General features: G+C 33.1%; 24 protein-coding genes. 3 read left to right on the forward strand and 21 right to left on the reverse strand.

Annotated features, from left to right (window positions below; genetic code table 11):
• Window positions 1–14: 14 nt before the first annotated feature.
• From AC1DSB_RS00220 to AC1DSB_RS00270, 11 genes are all read right to left on the reverse strand, one after another.
• The gene (locus AC1DSB_RS00220; protein WP_477585357.1) at window positions 15–1,508 is read right to left on the reverse strand and encodes a hypothetical protein; all 1,494 of its coding nucleotides are present in this window, start codon (window positions 1,506–1,508) and stop codon (window positions 15–17) included.
• 30 nt (window positions 1,509–1,538) lie between these two features.
• A complete protein-coding gene (locus tag AC1DSB_RS00225) occupies window positions 1,539–3,350 on the reverse strand; it encodes a terminase (RefSeq protein WP_477585359.1) in 1,812 nt (603 codons plus the stop codon).
• Window positions 3,350–4,411 (reverse strand): hypothetical protein, encoded by a 1,062-nt coding sequence (locus tag AC1DSB_RS00230; protein ID WP_477532725.1) that lies wholly within the window; start codon window positions 4,409–4,411, stop codon window positions 3,350–3,352. Before AC1DSB_RS00230 ends, AC1DSB_RS00225 begins: the two co-directional genes overlap by 1 nt.
• 169 nt (window positions 4,412–4,580) lie before the next feature.
• Window positions 4,581–5,204 (reverse strand): ClpP family protease, encoded by a 624-nt coding sequence (locus tag AC1DSB_RS00235; protein ID WP_477532724.1) that lies wholly within the window; start codon window positions 5,202–5,204, stop codon window positions 4,581–4,583.
• A 156-nt stretch (window positions 5,205–5,360) separates the two neighbouring features.
• On the reverse strand, window positions 5,361–5,747 hold the full coding sequence (locus tag AC1DSB_RS00240) for a hypothetical protein (protein WP_477585361.1): 387 nt from the start codon (window positions 5,745–5,747) through the stop codon (window positions 5,361–5,363).
• A gap of 45 nt (window positions 5,748–5,792) precedes the next feature.
• Window positions 5,793–7,034 carry a hypothetical protein gene (locus tag AC1DSB_RS00245; protein ID WP_477585362.1) on the reverse strand — a complete coding sequence of 414 codons (1,242 nt, stop codon included), beginning with the start codon at window positions 7,032–7,034 and terminating at the stop codon, window positions 5,793–5,795.
• Window positions 7,035–7,038: 4 nt separating this feature from the next.
• On the reverse strand, window positions 7,039–7,224 hold the full coding sequence (locus AC1DSB_RS00250) for a YonK family protein (RefSeq protein ID WP_477532721.1): 186 nt from the start codon (window positions 7,222–7,224) through the stop codon (window positions 7,039–7,041).
• Window positions 7,225–7,372: 148 nt separating this feature from the next.
• The gene (locus AC1DSB_RS00255) at window positions 7,373–8,617 is read right to left on the reverse strand and encodes a PhoH family protein (RefSeq protein WP_477585363.1); all 1,245 of its coding nucleotides are present in this window, start codon (window positions 8,615–8,617) and stop codon (window positions 7,373–7,375) included.
• Window positions 8,618–8,690: 73 nt separating this feature from the next.
• Window positions 8,691–8,996 carry an HU family DNA-binding protein gene (locus AC1DSB_RS00260; RefSeq protein WP_477532719.1) on the reverse strand — a complete coding sequence of 102 codons (306 nt, stop codon included), beginning with the start codon at window positions 8,994–8,996 and terminating at the stop codon, window positions 8,691–8,693.
• Window positions 8,997–9,151: 155 nt separating this feature from the next.
• Window positions 9,152–9,559, reverse strand: a complete 408-nt coding sequence (locus tag AC1DSB_RS00265; protein ID WP_477585365.1) for a hypothetical protein — start codon at window positions 9,557–9,559, stop codon at window positions 9,152–9,154.
• Between the two features lie 65 nt (window positions 9,560–9,624).
• The gene (locus tag AC1DSB_RS00270; RefSeq protein ID WP_477533038.1) at window positions 9,625–10,164 is read right to left on the reverse strand and encodes a hypothetical protein; all 540 of its coding nucleotides are present in this window, start codon (window positions 10,162–10,164) and stop codon (window positions 9,625–9,627) included.
• Between the two features lie 307 nt (window positions 10,165–10,471).
• Here AC1DSB_RS00270 and AC1DSB_RS00275 point away from each other — a divergent pair, with 307 nt between their 5' ends.
• The 3 genes from AC1DSB_RS00275 to AC1DSB_RS00285 all read left to right on the forward strand — a co-directional run bounded on the left by AC1DSB_RS00275 (window position 10,472) and on the right by AC1DSB_RS00285 (window position 15,438).
• Window positions 10,472–12,781 (forward strand): AAA family ATPase, encoded by a 2,310-nt coding sequence (locus AC1DSB_RS00275; RefSeq protein WP_477585367.1) that lies wholly within the window; start codon window positions 10,472–10,474, stop codon window positions 12,779–12,781.
• 35 nt (window positions 12,782–12,816) lie between these two features.
• Complete coding sequence (locus AC1DSB_RS00280) at window positions 12,817–13,575, forward strand: hypothetical protein (protein WP_477533108.1); 759 nt, start codon at window positions 12,817–12,819, stop codon at window positions 13,573–13,575.
• An 807-nt stretch (window positions 13,576–14,382) separates the two neighbouring features.
• Window positions 14,383–15,438 (forward strand): HNH endonuclease, encoded by a 1,056-nt coding sequence (locus AC1DSB_RS00285; protein WP_477533107.1) that lies wholly within the window; start codon window positions 14,383–14,385, stop codon window positions 15,436–15,438.
• Window positions 15,439–17,208: 1,770 nt separating this feature from the next.
• Here AC1DSB_RS00285 and AC1DSB_RS00290 read toward each other — a convergent pair.
• The 10 genes from AC1DSB_RS00290 to AC1DSB_RS00335 form a co-directional block, all read right to left on the reverse strand.
• Window positions 17,209–17,535 (reverse strand): hypothetical protein, encoded by a 327-nt coding sequence (locus AC1DSB_RS00290; protein ID WP_477533333.1) that lies wholly within the window; start codon window positions 17,533–17,535, stop codon window positions 17,209–17,211.
• A gap of 299 nt (window positions 17,536–17,834) precedes the next feature.
• Window positions 17,835–18,140, reverse strand: a complete 306-nt coding sequence (locus AC1DSB_RS00295; protein ID WP_477585369.1) for a hypothetical protein — start codon at window positions 18,138–18,140, stop codon at window positions 17,835–17,837.
• A 308-nt stretch (window positions 18,141–18,448) separates the two neighbouring features.
• On the reverse strand, window positions 18,449–19,003 hold the full coding sequence (locus AC1DSB_RS00300; RefSeq protein ID WP_477533374.1) for an antirestriction protein ArdA: 555 nt from the start codon (window positions 19,001–19,003) through the stop codon (window positions 18,449–18,451).
• Window positions 19,004–19,144: 141 nt separating this feature from the next.
• Window positions 19,145–19,306, reverse strand: coding sequence for a hypothetical protein (locus AC1DSB_RS00305; protein WP_477533470.1), 162 nt, complete (start codon window positions 19,304–19,306; stop codon window positions 19,145–19,147).
• 12 nt (window positions 19,307–19,318) lie between these two features.
• On the reverse strand, window positions 19,319–19,504 hold the full coding sequence (locus AC1DSB_RS00310; RefSeq protein ID WP_477533469.1) for a DUF7336 domain-containing protein: 186 nt from the start codon (window positions 19,502–19,504) through the stop codon (window positions 19,319–19,321).
• 70 nt (window positions 19,505–19,574) lie between these two features.
• Window positions 19,575–19,751 (reverse strand): hypothetical protein, encoded by a 177-nt coding sequence (locus AC1DSB_RS00315; RefSeq protein ID WP_477585371.1) that lies wholly within the window; start codon window positions 19,749–19,751, stop codon window positions 19,575–19,577.
• Window positions 19,752–19,861: 110 nt separating this feature from the next.
• Window positions 19,862–20,020 carry a hypothetical protein gene (locus AC1DSB_RS00320; RefSeq protein ID WP_477533407.1) on the reverse strand — a complete coding sequence of 53 codons (159 nt, stop codon included), beginning with the start codon at window positions 20,018–20,020 and terminating at the stop codon, window positions 19,862–19,864.
• Window positions 20,021–20,057: 37 nt separating this feature from the next.
• Window positions 20,058–20,300: a hypothetical protein gene (locus AC1DSB_RS00325; RefSeq protein ID WP_477533406.1), complete on the reverse strand. Its 243-nt coding sequence runs from the start codon at window positions 20,298–20,300 to the stop codon at window positions 20,058–20,060.
• A gap of 77 nt (window positions 20,301–20,377) precedes the next feature.
• Window positions 20,378–20,584 carry a hypothetical protein gene (locus tag AC1DSB_RS00330; protein WP_477533405.1) on the reverse strand — a complete coding sequence of 69 codons (207 nt, stop codon included), beginning with the start codon at window positions 20,582–20,584 and terminating at the stop codon, window positions 20,378–20,380.
• A gap of 243 nt (window positions 20,585–20,827) precedes the next feature.
• On the reverse strand, window positions 20,828–20,998 hold the full coding sequence (locus tag AC1DSB_RS00335) for a hypothetical protein (protein WP_477585372.1): 171 nt from the start codon (window positions 20,996–20,998) through the stop codon (window positions 20,828–20,830).
• Window positions 20,999–21,245: the final 247 nt, after the last annotated feature.

Genomic DNA, 21,245 nt, shown 5'->3' on the forward strand with positions numbered 1-21,245 from the left:
TAGTTTATAATTAATTAATCATCTGCGTTATCTTGATTGACTTGAGTTGAATCTGCTTTTTCGTTTTCACTAACATTGTTTCGACCAACGCCATCTGATTGAGTGTGAGATGATGCAAGGGGGGTTAATAAGCTGTGTAAATCTAAAATCTGATTTTCAATAATTGCCTTATTGTAAAGTTGATTTGGAGACATTCCTAAAGTTGCACCAATTCTTGCTACATCAGGCAATCCAAATTGTCCTGCTTTAAGAAGGCTCTCTCTTTCTTCTTTCTTGTTGAATTCTGTTATATCTAAGAAAGCGAGATGAAACTTAATTGCCCCCGTTTGTTTCTTTAACTTGCGATTCAACCATCTTTCAATTTGAGTCATCATATCAAATACGATTTGTTCATCAGCCTTTATTGATTGTGAAATACCCATTGAAGTGCCCTTCTCAGAGCCGAAAAGATGTTGACTAATAGCACTATTGGTGAATATCTCACTTATCGCATCACTTACTGAGCTATTATTAGCTTGTTTCTTATCTAAGGAAATTGCTTCAATGTCCATTGGTGTTGTCGTTAAACCAATTCCGTCACCTAGATTTGCAGCGGTGTTTTCATGGAACTGATTAGCAATTTTAGGATCAATTAAGAAGGCATCCATATCTACCCCTTTATCATTCAATGGGATTTTCTGTACCAATAATAAGAAATTATCCATTTTAGCCTTAGCTTTTCTTAATTTCATATATTCGTCTGCGTCAAATATTGATTCGAAAACTGTATTAAACGGTGGAATAACACTAGAAATTTCTTCGTTTACTTTAAAACATACCGCCTTGTTTGAATCCAATTCTTGCCAATTGTAATCTTTTTTGTTTGATTCATAACGCTGATACTTAATTCTAAACTCTTCGGGATAAAGTTCTAGGTCGTGTTTAAATCTATCAAAGTATGAGAAATCGAAAGCAAAGTTGCGAACACCGTCCTCAATTGATGAACCGAATTGACAGTAATCAGCATCTAGCTGTTGTATAAAATACGAATCCTTCGACTCATGCTCATAACCAAAAAAGACATCCTCTTTTAAAGCAACCTTTAATGCCTTAGACATCTCATGCTGTAAATTTAGTTTGTCAATGTATTGGGAGGTTTTTAAATACGCCTTCTTAATCTTATCTGGTGCATAGCTATCAACAGAGCCAATTAACTCCAAATCATATGCATATATCGGCATTGTTGCCATATGTCTTACTACTGCTCTATATTGACCATTTACGTTATATAGATAATTAGATAATTGACGTAATTGCTTCTCATATTGCTGAGGATTTTGCATCCATGTGGAAACCTGCTTGGTGTCAAATCGTGATAAGGATGAAGGCGTTGATTGCAATGACCTGTTAAGATGTCTTAGTGTCATGTTTCTAATTGCAGCGAACTGTTCTTGCTGTTTAATCAACTTTGCCTCTGCCTCTGATTGTTGTGAAAGTGAAGTGGCTGCGTCTTTCTTTTCATTCGTCATTGTTTTCCTCCTTTCTTGTCTTATAATTTATTAATATGGGGATGGTTTCTTAAACATAAATAGAGATGCCACATCTACATCTTGTCGTTTTCTGCTTGTAATATTTCTTCTTCTCATCTGTTGCAAATACCAAGCCAACATTGCAATACTGTATGCTCTGTCATCATGCATTTTACTAGCTTTGTCTGGAGGTAAATCATATCTGATACTTCCATTTGCACTCTTGAAACTATAAATATTTACTAGCTCTTCTTTCGCTAAATCCATATTGATTAATGATAATTCTTCTGTTTGCGTTAATTTGTAGCGATTAGATTCTCCATTGTCATAAGTAAATATGATTTCACCTTTGTAGTCATAGTTTTCTGTAAAGGAAATTAAATCTAATGTAGTCATTTCTACAAGTGCAGCGAACATCTCATTTTTATATTTTTTAGGAGAAAGTAACCGAACTTTATCAGCCGCATTTGGATATTTACTAATATAAGTTTGATATTCATCGTTGGTCTTATCAATTAAACCTTTGTGGACAATTCCTTTTTCATCTATCCAATCCTCAAGAAGACCGTCTCCCCAAGAACTCATACCTGCTCCACCAGCACCAGAATCAATTAATACCATTTCAATATTTTCATAATCAGCAGCTTGGATTCCATTGTAGTCCAACAACATTCTTTTGAAGTCTTTTATTTGGTCAGGAGTTTTCATAGGCGTTTTCTTTTTCTTTTCTAAATCAGTCCATGAAACATTATTTACTATCCTCAATTTATATCCAACATTTGGGTCTTCATAAATTTCAGCGATTGTACAAACAGAGTTGTCATTACTACGAGCAGGATCAACTGCCATAATAAATTTCTTAGTTCCATCATTAGCTAGAACTGGAGGTCTTAATTCAGAATTTCTTATAATGGTTGCACGTTTAATTATTTGATTATCAGAACCTTCTGTTGTAAAGATGTTCTTGTATTCACGCATTGCTTTTTCTTGATTGTCTCTCATGGCTGCATCAATTGTTTCTTGTGACAATAAAGAAACGGGGTATAATTTACCGTTAAATGTTGCATTGATTACTACATCAGAGTTTATATCGGCTACGAAATATTGCTTATCACCCAAAAACATCTTCTTAGCAAAGTCGGAATATTTTCTGAAGAAGTATGTGTCTGTTGACGATGCTGACGATGCATAGAGCAATTGGTTGGGCATTTGTTTAGGAAATAATGTAACATCGACATCTCCACCTAAACGGAAATCGCTGTTTTGAGTTGTGAAAGGTTCGGAAGTTGTGAATAATTCATCCGGGGCGAAGCCGCTCTCATCATAAAAATTTAAGTTCGATCTCTTCGATCTATTGTTATCGAATGATCCATTCAAAGAGTTAACAATTGAGCCATTGTAAAGTTTATACTGAAAAGAGGAGGGGTTATGTGTAAAACCATCTGTATTTGATGCGCTTTTTACAGTTTCATTAAAGAAGACATCTGTTAATCCTGTAAACGAAGCAATCTCTCTTTTTGCTATTTTTTCTATCTTCATAAACATTTCTTGCGATTGAGAGCCTACACCAGCTAAAATATAAGCTTGAAAGTTTGGTATTAATAAGCTTTTAGCCATAATAAAAGGACTGCCAAGTGTGGTTTTACCACTGCTCCTACCCATACACCATAAAACATACGGAGTATTCCAACTTTCCATTAGCACATATTTTTGATAATCCAAAAGCTCTAGCCCCATGAAACGCTCAATAAATTTTACAGGGTTCTTACGTCCCCATTGAATAATCTCGGCTAACTTTAAATATCCGTCCAGCTTTCTTTGAGAGATATTATTGTTACTCATTAAATATCACTCTCCGTCTTGCTGTATATCAATAATTCTTTCTTTATTAGCCTGTTCTCTTCTTCTAGTTTCACTACTTTGCTGTCTAGTTTTTGAATTATTTCTCTTTGCTCTAAAATCATATTAGTATAATCATTTTCATCGAATTGCAACTGTTTCATAATGCTTTCATTGCTAATATCGGCAACCTGACTCATGCCTCGTGCAGTTTCAATGTCAAAGAGATTCAGTTCTCCTTCTTCAATGCCTTTCTCCTGAAGAGCTTTTATTATTCCAGTTAAAGTTCCAGCACCTTTGCTCTTTTGATTATTATGCTTTACCGATATGCCGTTTTCCTCAGCAAGTTTAATTAATGATGCCAAAATGTTCTTTTTAGAATCAATTAGTGATTTAATACCGCCTGAGTTTGAAGCTAATTTATCTAAGTCGTTTGTAATGTTAGTTATCGCTTGATTGATTTTATCAACTTGATTAAACCCTTTTACAATTTCAATGGAAGCCTGTAGCTTGAATCCATCTTCCAATGTGCTTTCATCTAAGAAATCAATAAGTCTGTTATACAGTTGATTTCTGTCTCTTGGATTCTCGTATTCAAATGGATCGTACCCTAAGAGTTTAATTACATCGTCTCTATCTCTGGTATTTATTACGATAGGAGTCTCGTTTTCAATTACTTCTAGGTTGCTTTTGGTACTACTTTTGATTTCATTTTTACTGTTTGTGCTCATTGTCGATTTGAATACGCTATCTCTCCAACCAGTTTCTTTAAATTGAGGGAGCGAATTAGCCATCGACATATATCTGCCTATCGTATCCATTTTGCTTTCAACAGCACTTTCCCAACATTCAATATCAAACATGATGTCAAATTGACGAAGAATAGAATAGACAGTTTCCATATCATCGTAATCGACCATATCTTTAAGGCACGATTTACAAAGTGGTATTTTTTTTGTGTTTGCATACATTTTGTTTGAAGTGTTATAGTAGTTGGTATTTTTTTCTTTATTTTTATTACAACTAATACAGGTTATATATTCTTTCTTGATGGTTTTTGTCATTTAATCAACTCCTTTTACTCATAGTTCCGAAACTAAAAAGAGGACTCTCGAAATAGAGAATCCTCATCAAATAAAACATACATTTTACATATTTAAATTATAATTTATTATTTAATTATCTCTATTGAAGACTCCGAAAAGGAATCCTCTAACAAACAACTAAATCTAATTAAATCTCATGGTCGAACATGCCATATTTCTTAGCTGTTTCGAAGTCAATAAACCAATCCAAATTTTTCTTGCGTTGCTTCTTCAATTTCTTCATTGGAATTTTCGTTTTAGATACAATAAATTCATCTAATCTGTCTTGTAATTTACTATAATGGTTAACAATATTCTTCATCTCGGCAAGTGTTTGAACGTCCATTCCAGCACGTAATTCGTGATAAAGTAGGTGAGCATGACGATTCATGAACTTCACATGACCGCTGAGATACAAAATTAATCCCATGCTCATGCCAATTCCGCCCTCAAGATAAGTGTGAATAGGTGTTTTGGAAGTTTCCATTGCTGCCTGAATTGCACTGCCATGATAAGCTTCTCCGCCCGGAGAATTCACGTAAATTTTGATGGGGATTTTTTCGTCATCCTGTAAGCCCTCATCTTCACGATTAAACAAATGAATAAGTGGAACTACTTTTTCTACGGTGTCTTGGTCGATTGAATCATTCAGATAAATTGTTCTCGCTTCAACACTTTCCATTTCAAGCATACGCTCAATTTCCATTAGTGTTTCTTCATCAAGCTCTAACTTCTGTAGCTCAACGACTTCTTTTTCAATAGTCTCACTCATTCATATTTCCTCCCTTATCTCAATGTTGCTTATTTGTTTTCTCTATCCTTAATATTCAAATCCATCTTATAAATTTTCTTCTCAACTCGACTTCTCAAATCCTCGCTTTTAATCATCCACATCACATAAATCATCAATGGTATGTCTCTAATTACATTAACTAAGCTCTTTAGTTTCTCGAATAAGTTTTGCAATCTTATCGTACTCCTCATCCGAAATATCCTCGATTTCTTCTTCAGCTTCCGATTCACTATTAATATCAGCTTCACGTTCAGCATGGTAAGCAAGAATCTCTTCATCTGTAAATTCAACCAGCTCATTCATTAATTTAGCAGCTTTCCGAGTTCCTGTTTGAATTCCGTCCTCGAAGCCGAGCGTATATTGATCTTCAATGATTTCATCTTTAATCTCTAAAGCTACATGAAGCACATGACGTAATGCTGACTCCCAATGAACATCTTCATCGCACATTTGCTTAAACTCTAATACGAGATCACAAGCTAAACATTTTTCTTCTTCACTCAGTTCATTGTCTTTACTCATTTTGTAACCTCCTTATACTCGATTATTCTTATAATTTATTATTTATCAAACATAATAAATTGCATTCAATCTGTCTTGCGAATACTCAAACAACTGGAATCGCTTCATACTACCAATAAATCCATTATCGTCATGCCAACCATCAGTCTTAGCTCCTGTAGACAGTGAGCGAATCACAATGCCAAAATCATCTTTAGTTACTTCGTGGTGTATGTGTCCACTATGAATTTCTACAATCTTAGCATTTGCAATGTCTTTGCCGAACTCAGATAAGAAGTTTTTACCTAGTCGATTCGATCCTTTATCTCCATGCGAGAAGCCTAAGAATAAATCATTCCATACAAAACCTTTACGTTGCTTCATAGCTGTATCAAACTTTGCTTGTGGGAATTTAGCTTCTAACATCTTCACAAAGCCATATCCAATTCCTTGATCGTGATTGCCATTTGAGAACACTACATTAGTATTCTTACTATTATCTAATGCGTGGAAAATTAAGTTAGAATAGAATGAATCAGCGTCTGCCCATGCTTGCTCCGTATTAACTTGCTCAATCATTGTTCCACTAGTTGTCTTACCTGTGAATCCATCATTGTGTAATAAATCCTGTCCGACAACAAACAATATCGTATCCCATTTGCGAGATTTAATCTTAGTTAGGACTTTGTCATATGTGCTATTGTAGTAATTTAAATCAGCAATCCCGAAGTGCATATCGAATAGTGGAATTTCTAATAAATTAGTATCAGCACTTGTAGGCTGTACAACTGTAATCGGTTTAACTTCTTGTTTAATTTTCTCAAGCAGTTTTTCCATATTGAAGCCATTGCCTTTAGGCTTAACAGTAATCTTACTAGAATATAAAGTTTGAACACCTTGCTCAATACTGTTTACATTCCAAATGTTGTTACGTGCATTAACTAATTCCCAATCATCTGTATCAAATCCATGAGCTTTAAGTAGGTAATTAACATCTTTAGATTGTTCGGTGGACATTGAGATTAACTTATCAGATTTGTKACTTCCATCATTAAGAATTTCAGTTGTTTCTTTGTACTTAATTAATGTATCAGGATTTGACATCTCTTCAGACTCTTTATTCTCATGTAGCAATTTCCATCCACTAGCATATTTACGTAGTGACTCAGCCGAATGCTCAAATCCAAGATTTTCTTTAATGTCTAACCAATCCATGTTGTGCAGCTTGTTTAATTTATCAACACTAACTCTGACTAATTGACTGAATGGAGTTTCACCTTGTTGTCGCTCAAAATTGTATTCAGTCATCTAATCACTCTCCAATTGGTTCAATTTCATTTTCTTCTTTAATGCTAACCGTAATATTCTTACCTGCATATTCATGAAGAATTTCTAGGAAGTTGTATGTTTTCTCTGAGTCCTTTGTTACTTCTGTGATTTCCATTGAATCTAAATTAAAACTACCTTTAAGTTGTGTGCTTAGAACTCGTTTTGCCATATATAATCATTCTCCTTTTATCCTTAATCTCATCATCATTTTGGGTGAGGGAATATGATGAACCCTGTATATGTATAGAATCAAGCAAAGGTTGCGATCCTTTAAGCTATCATCTTATAAAACTGTAGTTTTAATTATAATTTACTATTTACATTTCATCTACTTTGGCAGCAATTTTACTACGATATACGTGCTTCAACTCGACTTGTCCGAAGTAGTCTAATCCTCTGAATACTTCACTTAAACGTCTCATCCCGTTATTCTTACCTTCAAATGAATGATGGTCTAGCTGCTGGTCAAAGTCTCCTTCTACAATAAACTTACTGTCTTCAGAGATTCGGCTTGCTGCTAATTTCATAAGTGGAATATCCATATTCTGACCCTCTACAGCAATTACAATAGCATTCATTCCAGTAGTATCATAGCCACGTAAATCAGAAAGGGGTAGGACAATTAAATCACCAGTAGTCATCATTGCTTCAACTTCATTGTAGTCACCAAATTTAGAAGCTAGGATATGACCGATACTTACTTGCATAAGCTTCTCTTTTAATGATCCTTTGTACAGCCCCAAGACTGCTGCTCCCTTGGTCGGTAAGGAATTTGCGAATACAATCAATTTACTGTACTTGCCTTTTTCAATTTGTTGCATTGCATAAGTTAGTGCTAATAGTGTTTTAGCTGTACCTGCCTTACCATGTAGAAGCGTAAACTGATTACTGTTTAATGAATCAATTGCACACGATTGATATAAATCTCTAGCTGTGAACTTGCCCATTTTAAATGAGTTAATGCTCTTTGATTTAACAGTAATGTGGAACTGACCATCCCATTTTAAGGCGTCAATTTCTTCACCAGTCACATCATCCAAAATAACTAGATATTCATTGACATTAAGGTCAAACTTGTTGTTTCCTAAGTCATTTGTATAGAAATCAGTGTATTCTTTAGGTAACATATGAACTTCTTTGTATCCTGTATAGTGCTCCTCGTTTTCAACATCCATAGTAGCAATGTCAATAAACTCAACCCCATACTCAATAGCTTTTTCTGCAAGTAGTCCATCAAAAGTAATAATCGGGCTGCCTGTTACGATACAGTATTTGAGAATCTGATTGTCGATGTATGAGTTTGAAAAGTCATTATTTAAGTCCCACATGTAATCTTTATTGTCAAAATAAATTTTATCTAGCTTTCTTAATCGTCTACGTTTTTCTCTAGCTTCCCATGATGTTTGTCCATACTTATCAGGGTTGTTTTCCATCTTTTCTAATTCACGAATAATCATAGATGGAATAGCTAGTGGGAAACGATCAGCAATTGCTTCTACGTTAACCTTTAGAATAATGTTGGTGTCTAGCACATATCGTTTCTCATTCGTCTGTGTAGTCATAAGCATCCCCATGATAAAGTTACGGATAGGGGAGAGTAGGTGTCCTACCCGTAACAGTTATTTTCCTCTCTGATTAACCTTCTACTTGAACTTCAGCTAAATCACGTTTAAACACCGAGTTAACTTTGAATTTCACCGCATAATGCTCAGGCTTAATAACTTTTTCACCAGTTTTAGGATTGCTATGCTCTCGTTCTGGGACTACATCAACCTTCAATGTTCCAATATCACCAAGCTTAACTCCTGCTTTTTGCTCAAATACTACTGTCTCAACTACACCGAATATAATATCCAATACTTCTGAAGCCTTTACTTGTGTTGTATCTAATCCTTCTGCTACCAATTTTACGAAATCCTTTTTAGTTAATACTGTTGTCATGTTAAATCAATCTCCTTTTTCTCTGTTTTCTCGTGCGTATTTTAAGGAAAATACAGCAAAACCTTTAGTTTTCATTGCTTTTTCTTGCATTTTAATGTAATATTATCTTATAATTTATTATTTTGGGAGGTTTTGACGCTCCCAAACTATTCTGTTTAGTTGTAATTTGAATCACTGGTGTCAATTAATCCAAAATCAGATTTTTCATCAACGCTCAAATCCACAAAGTTTGTATATCTTGCTGGTACTGAAACTCTTTCACCACTAACAGTTTTCCATCTAACCCCTTTGTTCATTTCTAATTCATCATTCTTTGAAAGGACTTCTAAGTCATGCTGACCATTTTGTTCAGGCATTTTACTTAAGTAGTAACCAATTCGATCAAGTGTTGTTATTGTAGTTGGCTTGTTCCAAGTTTCCCGTAAGTATCCTTCAACTGTCATGCTTCTACCGTCAAAAATAAGTTCTGACTCTAACACTTTGTTAACTTCAATTAGTCGCACTGATGGTTCTATGTTATCTGGAAGAAGAAAAGACTTCCCATTCGTGAATTTTAATTTCATATAATAACTCCCTCTAATATAGTTCGTGTCCTTGGACACCTATTTGTCTATGTTTTCCGCCCAAACTACTTTTTACATTTTTTGCACTGACTGTGATAACCATCTTGTGAGCCATTATTTAAACTGTAGAACTCATCTGTAGCAGGCAAGTTACCTTTACACTTACTACACCTTTTACTCTTTAATCCTAGTCCGTGAAGGTAGTGAGTCTTACGCCAATTCCACAGATTTTGCTTGATAATCTGATTACATATTGTATTAAATTTCTTTTTTATATGAGTGTAAGACCCCAACCCTAATTCATTTGCCATTTCCCTCACTGTAAACCCATGCTCATACAATCCAATCAGTTTCAACTGTTCTGGTGAGAAGTCGCAATCTACAATTGTTTGATCCAATGAGATGTAAGTTAGAATTATCTCTTCGTTCATTGATTGTATTTCACCAGCTTCATTAAAGAAGTTGTTATTGTCTGAGTATAAATAGTTATCGTATTTGTATCTGTATTGAATAAGTAGTTTCACTACGTTAATGTCTGAAAGAGTAAAGTCTTTAAAGAATAAGCTGTTGCTACTATCGTCTACTCTAATTTTCATTCCTGCCAAATCCATTCCCCCGATACTCTATCTCTGTTATGCAGTCCTCCTTTCGAGGTTGCAATATGGTGTAATTGAACTTATGTATGATTTATCTCATTTTCCAAATAAGTCCTTACACTACTTTATATATACGTTTTTTTAAGATTTATCAACTAAAATATGAAAATATTTTAATTTATTTTATAATTTATTATTTTATTGATAAATCCCAAAGTTTGGTATATAGTATAGAGTGTAGATGTTTATCCCAGTGTGGGTATCATCTTGATCATGCTAATTTAAATAATAAATTATAATTAAAAGGAGAATACAAATGACGAAAACTTTTGAAATGGAACTCATCATCACAAAGCAAGTGTACTATGACGAGGGTAGACGATTTGGTATCTACGGTTGCGATACAGTAGAATACAATCGAGAAGTCGAGAAAAATAAGTATGGTAACTTTTCGATTCAAGGGAATACACGTAGATTAGCAGAAGGGGAGAAGTATACGATTAAGTTTGAAGGTACGTATTCCCATGCTAAATACGGCAACTTCTATAAGATTCTTAAAGTACAAGAAGAAAAACTGGATACACAAGATGCACAGGATAAGTTTCTCCGTGAAATATTAAGTGATGCACATTTCAAGTCATTGAAAAACGCTTATCCAAAAGAGAAACTTGTTGATTTCATTCTTGCTGGCAACATAGATATTAAGAAGACTAAAGGAATCAAAGCGAAAGCATTAATAAGAATAAAGGAGAAAATTCAAGAGAATATGCAATTGGCTGTACTGATTGCTAAATTAAGTGACTTGAGTATTTCCTCCACAAAGCTATACAAGATACTTGACCATTTTGGAAATCCTGATCTGGCATTGAGAGCTATTGATGAAAACATTTATTCGTTGTGTGATATTAAATCACTAGGATTCAAGACTGTGGATGCGATTGCAATGCACAGAGGAGACGACCCAAATAATGAGCAACGCATTCATGCTTGTCTTAAATACACGTTAAATGAAGACGCGAATGATGGTCATACTTGGTCAATCCGTGAGCACCTGTTAGCAACGTGTAGCGATTTACTAAATATGCCTATGAGTAAGATTGATTTAATCCTAGCAGACATGAAAAAGAGTATTATATATCAGAGTGGAAACGCTGTATCGTTAGCATCAATTCGCTCCAAAGAAATATCAGTCCTTGAAGAATTAATCCGTATTCGTGACAGTTATACTCCACCAAACTTACAGAACATTGAATTCAACATTAGAAAGACTGAAGCTGAACAAGGTTACGCATTCACTAATGAACAGTTCAAAGCAATTGTAGAAGGCTCTCAGCATGGTGTTATGATACTCAATGGAGTTGCTGGTAGTGGTAAGTCTGCAAGTGTTAAAGGTTTGATTGATTCATTAGATGGTGTCAGCTATATGACATGTGCATTATCAGGTAAAGCAGTAAATGTATTGGCTCAACGTGGAATTGAAGCATCAACTATTCACCGTATGTTAAAAATGAAAGACGGTCAGTTTGTACATGGGGAGGAGAACCCCCTTCCGTATCAAGTAGTTGTAGTTGATGAAGTATCTATGATTAATATCCCTCTTATGCTTAGTGTGCTAAAGGCTGTTGCGAATGGAACTAAACTAATCATTGTAGGGGATAGTGGTCAGCTTCCTGCAATTGGATATGGTGATGTATTACGTGATTTATTATCCACTGACTTTTTTGCTAAGTTTGAATTGACACAAGTTCATCGTCAAGCTGCTAAATCAGGTATCCTAAGTTTAGCTAACAGTATCCGTATTGGTGAACAAGTATTCCCCTACAACTCAAGTGGAAAAGAAACCTTTGGTGAATTACAAGATCAGACAGTGATTAGCTATGCGAACAAGGATAGCATTGTATCTGACTTGTTGAATATTGCACTAGCTTATAAGGAGCGTATCAAGTCTCCAGAGGATATGTATGACTTCCAAGTGATCGTTGCAAATAAATCAAGAGGAGATTTGAGTGTGAAGAATCTTAATTATCATCTTCAAGGAATCTTCAACGATATGTCTAAACCATTCTTAAATCGTAACGGATATGAGTTTAGAGAAGGTGATAAGATAATCACACAAGGAAATGCCTACAATGTGTTGAAATTTGATTCCATTGAACATCACGATGAAATGATGGAAGATTACAGAATGAACGGAAACAGTAGCTTAAATAGTGAGGAAGATGAATCTGAAGATATGTTTGCTTCTTATCGTTTTGATTTCTTCAATGGTACATTAGGATATATTGATACGATTCAAACTGAGAACAAGCGTGTATTCATACGCCTTGATGGACATGAGGGTGTCATTCCATTATTGGAATCAGAGTTGGATAAGATTGATATGGCATATGCAGCTACTGTTCATAAGCTACAAGGTTCATCCATTAAGAATGTTATTTTCGCCTTGGATTTCGCTGCTTATAAGTTGCTATCTAAACAGCTGGTATATACAGCTTTGACACGTACATCGTCTAAAGGGGTAGCATTAGTGGAGAACAATGCTCTGTTTCAAGCCATCAAGAATGATAGTAGTCAATCAAGACGGACGTTCCTACAGGAATTAATCAAATTAAAAATGATTAAATAGTAAATTATAATATAATGAAAGTTGGAATATGCCATATGACCGAAAGAAGATACGAAAGACCAGTAGCAATACCCAATGAAATATTTGGAGATATGCGTAGTTGGCTTGAGGTAGGGGAGTTAAAATCTCCCCATCACCAAGAGTTTATTTATTGTTTCTATTGGATGATTGCTTACTTGTGGAATTATGCTAAGTATGGAGAACATGGATTTACACTAGCTGATATTAAGAAACTGTTAGGATACAATCCAAATGAAAAAAGATTGAATTATATTATTAAGAAGAATGGACTGTTAGATCAGAAAGGTTATTCTTCCAGTGTAAATGATTATCCTATACTATGGCACATGAATGAAGATAAGCAAATGAGTTATACGATGTTGTCTGATTATGACAAGGAAGATAGAGAACGATTGAATACATTTAAGTCACTGAATGTAATTGTGAAAGCTCCGTTGAAGTCAATTGGGAATGAGAATGAGGATGGACTATTCTGGAATGCAGCTAATTCACATTTGATGAGAGGTGAGATAATTGTTGCCTGTACAGTTGATGGTAAGATGAATTGTTCAGCAGTATATATGTATGGATTGTTATTGATGATGAATGAGAAGAATAAACACTTTCATGGAGAAGAGAAATTTCAATGTGCCAATAAGACGTTGATTGGATTGACTGGTTGGGATAGACGGAAGATTAATGAAACTGTAGGATTCTTAGTTGATATCGAATTAATTAAGAAGGAACAAGCTGTGAAGAAAAAAGGTGAAATCAATTGGTATTCCATTGTTTAGATGAGATGTGAGGAATTATATATAGGACTTTAGGGTAGGTACAAAATAGTAACCTTTTAAACAGGTTACGTTTTAGTACATCTATAATAAATGATTTATAATATATAATATATATAATTAATATATAGATTTATTATAAGATGACGAAAACGTAACCTGTTAGGAATTTTTATTATTTGATGAATGAGAATTGGGGTGTCTGTATAGGCATCCTTTTTATTTTAACTGAAATATATCCCCCTCCCATGTAGCTGAATTGTAGATGATTAGATGGGAGGATAGTGGATTAAATTAGCCGATAAAAGTGACACGTCATATTTAATACAAATTCAGCTCTGTGAGCTGTCTTAATTTTTAAATTTTCGATTTACATAAATATACGGATAACATATTTTGAAACTGTATAGAGAACGCTACGATACTTTAAATTGATTCTGAGAGGTCAGGTAAGGTGTAGATGGAAAATTAGTATGGATTTATGATTTGATTATGACTTCAAGACGGTGTGAAATAATCAAATAAAAGTCACATGCTCTAATTAATACGATATTTAATCCTGAGGACGTTGTAGTTTCTAAATTTGAAGAATGAGCATTTATATGGAAATGATAAAACGATCAACTTTAGCTATGCTCTCGAATTGAATAGGCATATGTGAGAGGGTAACTGAATGTGTGGAGATGGAATTACAAATAATAAATAAATTATAATAGTTAGTTGATAAAAATTGATTATCTGTATATAGATAGTAGTGAGGAGGAATATTCTTCCTTTTACGAATATAGAGAAATTAAGGGGAAATGACAAATGGAATTATTCACAATTGAAGATGGAGTATTAATTATTAACAGGAAATGTATTAGCTGCAAGGAATCCTTTGTGTCAAATCAACATCATATTCATTATTGCTCAGATGAGTGCAAGGAGAAATTAAAATATACATGTGAATGTAGAATGTGTGAAGTGGAATTCCGATATAATCATGACAGAGTATATTGTTCAGACAATTGTAAAAGGACTAGATGTATTAGATGTGAAGAAGTATTTGTATTCAGAAGTAGTCCAAATGAGAAGTATTGTAGTGCTGAATGTAAGAAGATTCATCTTACAAAGAAGTGTAGGTATTGTGACGATGATTTTGTTTCTATTACAGGATCAGACTTCTGCTCAAATGATTGTAAGAGAGGATACGCTAAAATAGGCAAGAAGGCAGCATTGTGTAAAAACTGCAAGAAGATTATTACATTTGCAAAGGATTATTGGTCTCCCATTTATTGTGATGATGAATGTCGGATTGAACATGTTGCTGGAATCCATAAGCAAAAACTCAAGAAGAAGAAGCCAAAGGAATCAGACGTAGAGGATATTGTATCATTCCGTGTAGAATCATTATTGTCACGTAAGAGGGATTTCATTGTCAATATGAGAACAGGATTGAATTACAGTTTGATTGATAGTTTCAATGATACTCACAGGGAGAGAATATTAGAGCGAGATGAATATAGCTGCTTCATATGTGAACAGGATCATGGATTAGAAGTCCATCATATACTGCCTAGGGGATTAGGCGGAGACAATAGTGATGACAACTTAGTTGCATTGTGCATCAAGTGTCATAGAGCTGTTGAGACTGGTGATGTGAATCATGCTGTCAGGAAATGCGTGGAGAGAGCCAAGAGGAATTTTGGAATCATCAAGGAGAAGCATGAGATTAAAATGAATCAAAATGAGTTTGCTAATTTATTGGGATATGAGCTAAGTAAGATATTTGACCATTTGAAGAATGATGAACCACAGGAAGAAGCAATGGCATTTGTGGATGACTTAATGGATACAGTAGAGGCATGGAAGTTAACTAGATGATTAAATTAATTAATTATAATATAAAAAGTAAGCAAGAGTGTTATTTTATTATGCACTCTTTTTGTTTTGTAAATGATTAGATGATTGATCCAATTTGAAGATGAGGTTAGGTTCAGTTTGCACCTAAGCATAATCAGGGTGACTGAAGTATGGAATATTAGAATATATGAGCTGATTAGGGTGACAATTTGATGCTGATTTGGTGGGATTGAAATATGGACTCGAAGCTAAATTAGACGCGATGTGAATGAAAATTGATGTCGAGTAGGATTGATGTGAGAAGGATAAAAGTGTGAAAATTGATGCTGGAAGAATGGAAATATGATAGGAAAATTGGGGATTGATACGATGTGATGATTGAGTTGGAATGTGTGATGTGACTAGGGAGATGATAGGTGAGTATGCTGCGTGTCGGATGGATATAGGAAAATTGGGAGTTGAGTGGGGATAAATTGGATGAAATGGGATGAATGAGATGAAAATGTGAAAATTGAGGGTGATGAAATAGTGGGAAAACATAGGGTTGACTCGGACTGATTCGAGTGGGATTTCGAGAGGGGAAATTGAGGAAAAGGGGTGAATAGAAGAGATGAGTAGGACTATTGGATTATATGGATGAGATGAGACAAGATGAGATGAAAAAATAATATTATTTGAGGATAATTATATTGAGAGAGTGAAAATTAAACAGAGTGTATGGATAGACTAGGTAGGGATTTATTTCACCATGCTGCAACCTATATATCTGAAATCATCCCCCCGTCATCCACTATTCAACCTATTCATTTACCCTTGATTTCCCTACGTTTCCAACAGTATTATAATATTCATTATGATACCATACACTCATTAAACTTGATTTACATCAACTATTCATCTAATTTTATCAATCAATCATCAAATAAAGTTTCTCTTTTATCGTGTGATCCATCTATCTAATCTAATCAACCATCAATCTATAATTGTGCAGCTTTTTCACACAATTTAATTTTCATACTATACCACTATATCTATATGTATCTGTTCTATTCGATATATAACAGGTAACTCATGTGTCAGCACTTATGTGAAGTTAGCTTCATGTCACATCATATAGTTTTCAATACTACATGTATAATGTATGTCATACAGTATTATATAATTGTTTAATCTAATTAAACTTTTCATAATTATTTATATATGCAACTTACAATTATTATAATATTGTCCACAACTTATCCACAATTATATCATTCACATTTCAATCACATTCATTTTCATTCACCTCATGATAAGCACCTATATTCCATCTATATTCCATCATCATCTATTCACTATCTATCCATCTGGTTACATCTGATCCATTACTTATACACAATTCACACAACTCATACAACTCATACAACTTACGTATAATAGCACACTTATCATATTCATTATATATAATGCTTGCATATTGCAATTGTTATTTCATATCATCTAATCATATATAATCATTTCAACGTAACTACAATTACTCTACAATGTTATCACTCATCTGGTTATATCTAATCATCTCATATCTAATCAATTATAATAATATCATCATATCATATAGTATCAATAACTACATGTGCAGCCGTTCACCTTATACATGATAATTCTATCTGATCCATTACTATCCATTCATATCTAATCATACACATCATACGACTCATACAATTTACATGTCATACAATGTCATACACACATCATATCAGCACACAAACAAAAAGCATATCAGACAATCATATCTGATACGCTCATTCATTACTAATATTTAGTTGTTAGTCCAACCAATTCCCAACCATCATCATCAAATGTCCCAATCAATTTATTACCATGATGCAACTCATTCACATAGTCTGATCCAATCCATTCAACCATGTCATCATGACTAACATATATTACATTCTCAGTATCAGCATTTCCATCTAATAAGAATGTACCATCTTCATTCGTATACATGTAATACAATTCAATCTGGTTATGTTCTAATCCTTTGCTATGGTCATTATCATTCTTATCATTCACATTGTCATATCCGAATACAAACAAACAGCACACCACTAACATTAATCCTATAATATACTTTTTCATTATTAACCATTCCTTTTCATTTATAGTTTAGTCATTCATATACATTAATTAAATACTTCATCCATCAACCAATACAATATATATAGAATAGCTTTCATTCTCATTAATCAATCCATCATCCCAATAGATATCATAATCAATCTTTACACAATCCGTTTTCTTTTCTATCTTATCCTTTTCAACGTGTCCATAAGTCTTCATAATTTCTTCAATTGTATCTGATAACGCATACTTTCCACGTCTGGTATGATCAAGGTATTCTATACTGTTCACATCTTGTTTAGTTTTGCTGACTATAATCATACGGTTACAAGATCACGCAAGATTATTTTATTTTTCAACTGTTCTTTTCTCAATAAATAATTATTATAGTCTTGTCTGATTTCATTATTTAAGATTAAATCGTAGTTATCAATAATATTCCTTTTCACTGTATCAAAGTAAAAACGAAAGTCTTTTGATTGCTTATTGTTCCATTGGCTAACATATTCTGGCATGATATAACCTTCATTATGGAATATTAATTCATCTGTTTTATTTTCAGCTTTTTCATTAATACGCTTAATAATTCCGAAAGTGTTTAACTCTTCATTTGTCCATTTCATAATTTATCAATCCTTTTCATATAATTTATTTTTATGTAATTCTATATAATACCAATCAACCGACGTAAGCCAACTTAATACAATATCCAATAAAGCAAAATGTTATTCCTACAATCCATTTCATTTCATTCCATTCTTTCATCATTCTATCCTTCATTGTCATTCCAATTCACTCCTCAAATTGTTGTAATTGTATCAAAATTTCACACAATTGTTCTGCTGCAAAATGGCTATCTAAAATTTTAACTCAATGGAAAGGGGAAAGATGGCTCACAATTTCCCCAATGCTATCAATTAAAATTTATTAATTAGAATCCTAATTCACGCTTTAATTCGTCAATATCCTCACTCAATACATTCTCAATATATTTAGCCGTCAATCTTTCTATATTTCCGTATCCATCAAGCATATGGTACTCATTTGTATTACTTGCGTTTGATAAGAAATATTTCACTCTTGTATGTCCGTCTCCATTTTCGATCATATGCTTTACCATTTCATCAATATCATCATCATGAACAATATCATGTTGAATATCTAATTCACTGAATACATTCATAGCTACAGATGCAATTTTGTCTGTATCGTATTCATTACTTTGTAGTAGCTGAAACAATTCAACCACATCACTATTCTTTTCAATAATTTCAACTAATTCATTTAACTTTTCAATATCAGCACTTTCACTAATTGTCATCGGAAAATCAAATTCATAATCATGGATAGCGAATTCCTCATATTGAGCATTTAAGCCGATCACTTCAGCAACTTCATTCATATCTACAGGGAATGTGAACCATTCACCCTGAAGAATTCCTTCATTGTATTTACCTAGGTTTGCAATGTAAAGTTGGTTTGTCATTTTGTTTTCCTCCAATTAGTTTATAGTTTATTCATTTGAAGAGTTTTAAAATATTCATTTTATTCTGGTATGTATGACGTTCCCAGAAGTGAAGAAGGGGAACGTCGCGACTTGTTTAATACTCTAATTTCAATACTGTTTTTATTTGTAGTTTCCTTGTAATACAATCTTTTGATATATAACTAATTCCATAAAATTATTTTCTTCTTTCTTTTCATTATAAAACTTAAGACCATCTTCAATAGTATCAAATTCAACTTTAATTAATTCGTTATTGTTTTTATATTCTACAAATATTTTCATTTTTACACTCCTTTAGATTGAGATAGATTGATCTTCATTTGGTTCAATTTCTAATATATGCAATTCGTCTAATTCATAATCAAACTCTTGAGCAACTTCATTAACTCGCTTTTCAGCTAAATCTACACTAGTATAAATTCCTAAAATTTCACCGTTTTCATTTTCACTTGAGTACACAACTAGGAATAAATTTTTCATTTTGTTTATTCTCCTTTTCGCTTTTCAGCGTTCTTATTTTTTATTTTTTTATTAATGTAAAAGATGTATTTTATAAGATAATTTTAATTTCAAACGAATCAAAGCTTTTTAGTTCATTGATTACACTTGACATAGACTTATTAGTATTTTCGTTAATCCATTTCACAATATGTTTCCATTGTTTATCGTTTGCGTTACTTTCTATTTTTAACATTCCTTCATTCACTTGAATAAATCTAATTTCCATTTTCTTTTCCTCCATTAAAATAGTATTTTTATTATGTAATGCAACCGATACACTTTTGGAGTGTATCACGCTCAAAGCTTAATGCCTTTTTATAGTCGCTTTGACGACTTTTAAAATTTATAACCTATTGCACTGTCCATAGCGTTTAACGTGTCAAAACGTTCTGCCAACTCTTTGTCGATCGCTTCAATTAATGAAGTATCATTAGTTAAAAATTTTAGCTCTTTCAATTCTTTACCAAACATTTCTTTAATATTTACTTTTCTCATTTTCATTTCTCCTTTTTGTTTAAAATTTATTTACTTATTAATACTCTTCATTTTCAATCGCTTGTTTTGCTTCATGTTCCGTTTCATAACTATAAACGCTTGCCATAACTCCTTTATGTTCTTTAATGAAGAATTGCAATTCCTCTTCATCCAGAATTATATAGCGTGTTCTCACTTGATCTTTAGGAAACCATTCTTTTTCAATTTCCTTTGCTTCATTTTCGTTAATGTACATATGGTCAAAGATTTCGTAAACTTTAATTGCTTTTAAGTTTTCCATCTGATCCACTCCGTTTCTTTTAGTCTCATCAGCTAACACACAATGTTAGGACGGCTTTGCAGCCGTTTCGACTTTGTTTAATTTTCACCATAAGTTGTTACAGTTTCCACTCTATAAAAATCCCAATGACCTAAAACACTGTTTAAATAATTTCTAGCTTCTGACTTGGATTGTGCATTAACTGCATGTACTCCAGTATCAGTGTGAATATGGTATTTTTTAAAGTTGCCTTCAATAAGCTCATTTAATTTAATTGTGTTATTTGCCTGTTCGATAGTTGTCATTTTAATTCCTCCAAGGTTTGATTTAGTTTAATATAACCTAACTGAATAATTTTTCAACTTGGTACGCTCTTATCATTTTCATGATCGTTATGGCGAATACTTAACCGTTAAAGAATTATTCAGTTAGGTTATTTCCTTTTTTGCTTATACTTTATTATATGCTATCCGTTTATAAAATACAACAACTTTGTATTATAATTTATTAAATAATTTTAATTTAATTTTATAATACTTTTAATTCCATTAAACCATTACAACTTTTCTATCGTACTTTTCAAGCTGATCCAATTCATACGATACATTCTTATTATGTTCTTTTACTTTTGCTTTTTCATCCTTGCTTAAATTTCTCATGTCCATAAATGAATTCATCAACATTCTTTTCTGGTGCTTTACATTGGTTATAGTTAACATTTCATATTCCTTCTTTCTCTGTTTGATTGTCTATAGTTCATTATATGCGATATGTTCAACCTTGTGATTATAATTTACTAATTCATTTGTAGCCTTTATTATGATTCGTTGTACCATTAACCAGATCAGCACGAAAAGAGTCATACAATAAACGCTATATAATAGGAAGAAACTCAAATTATACACTCAGATAAGCACACGCAAAGCCTATTGTATCAATGGTTTAAACCATAATTACATGGTGCAT

The organism is Paenisporosarcina sp. P4_E4_2, from assembly GCF_056401595.1.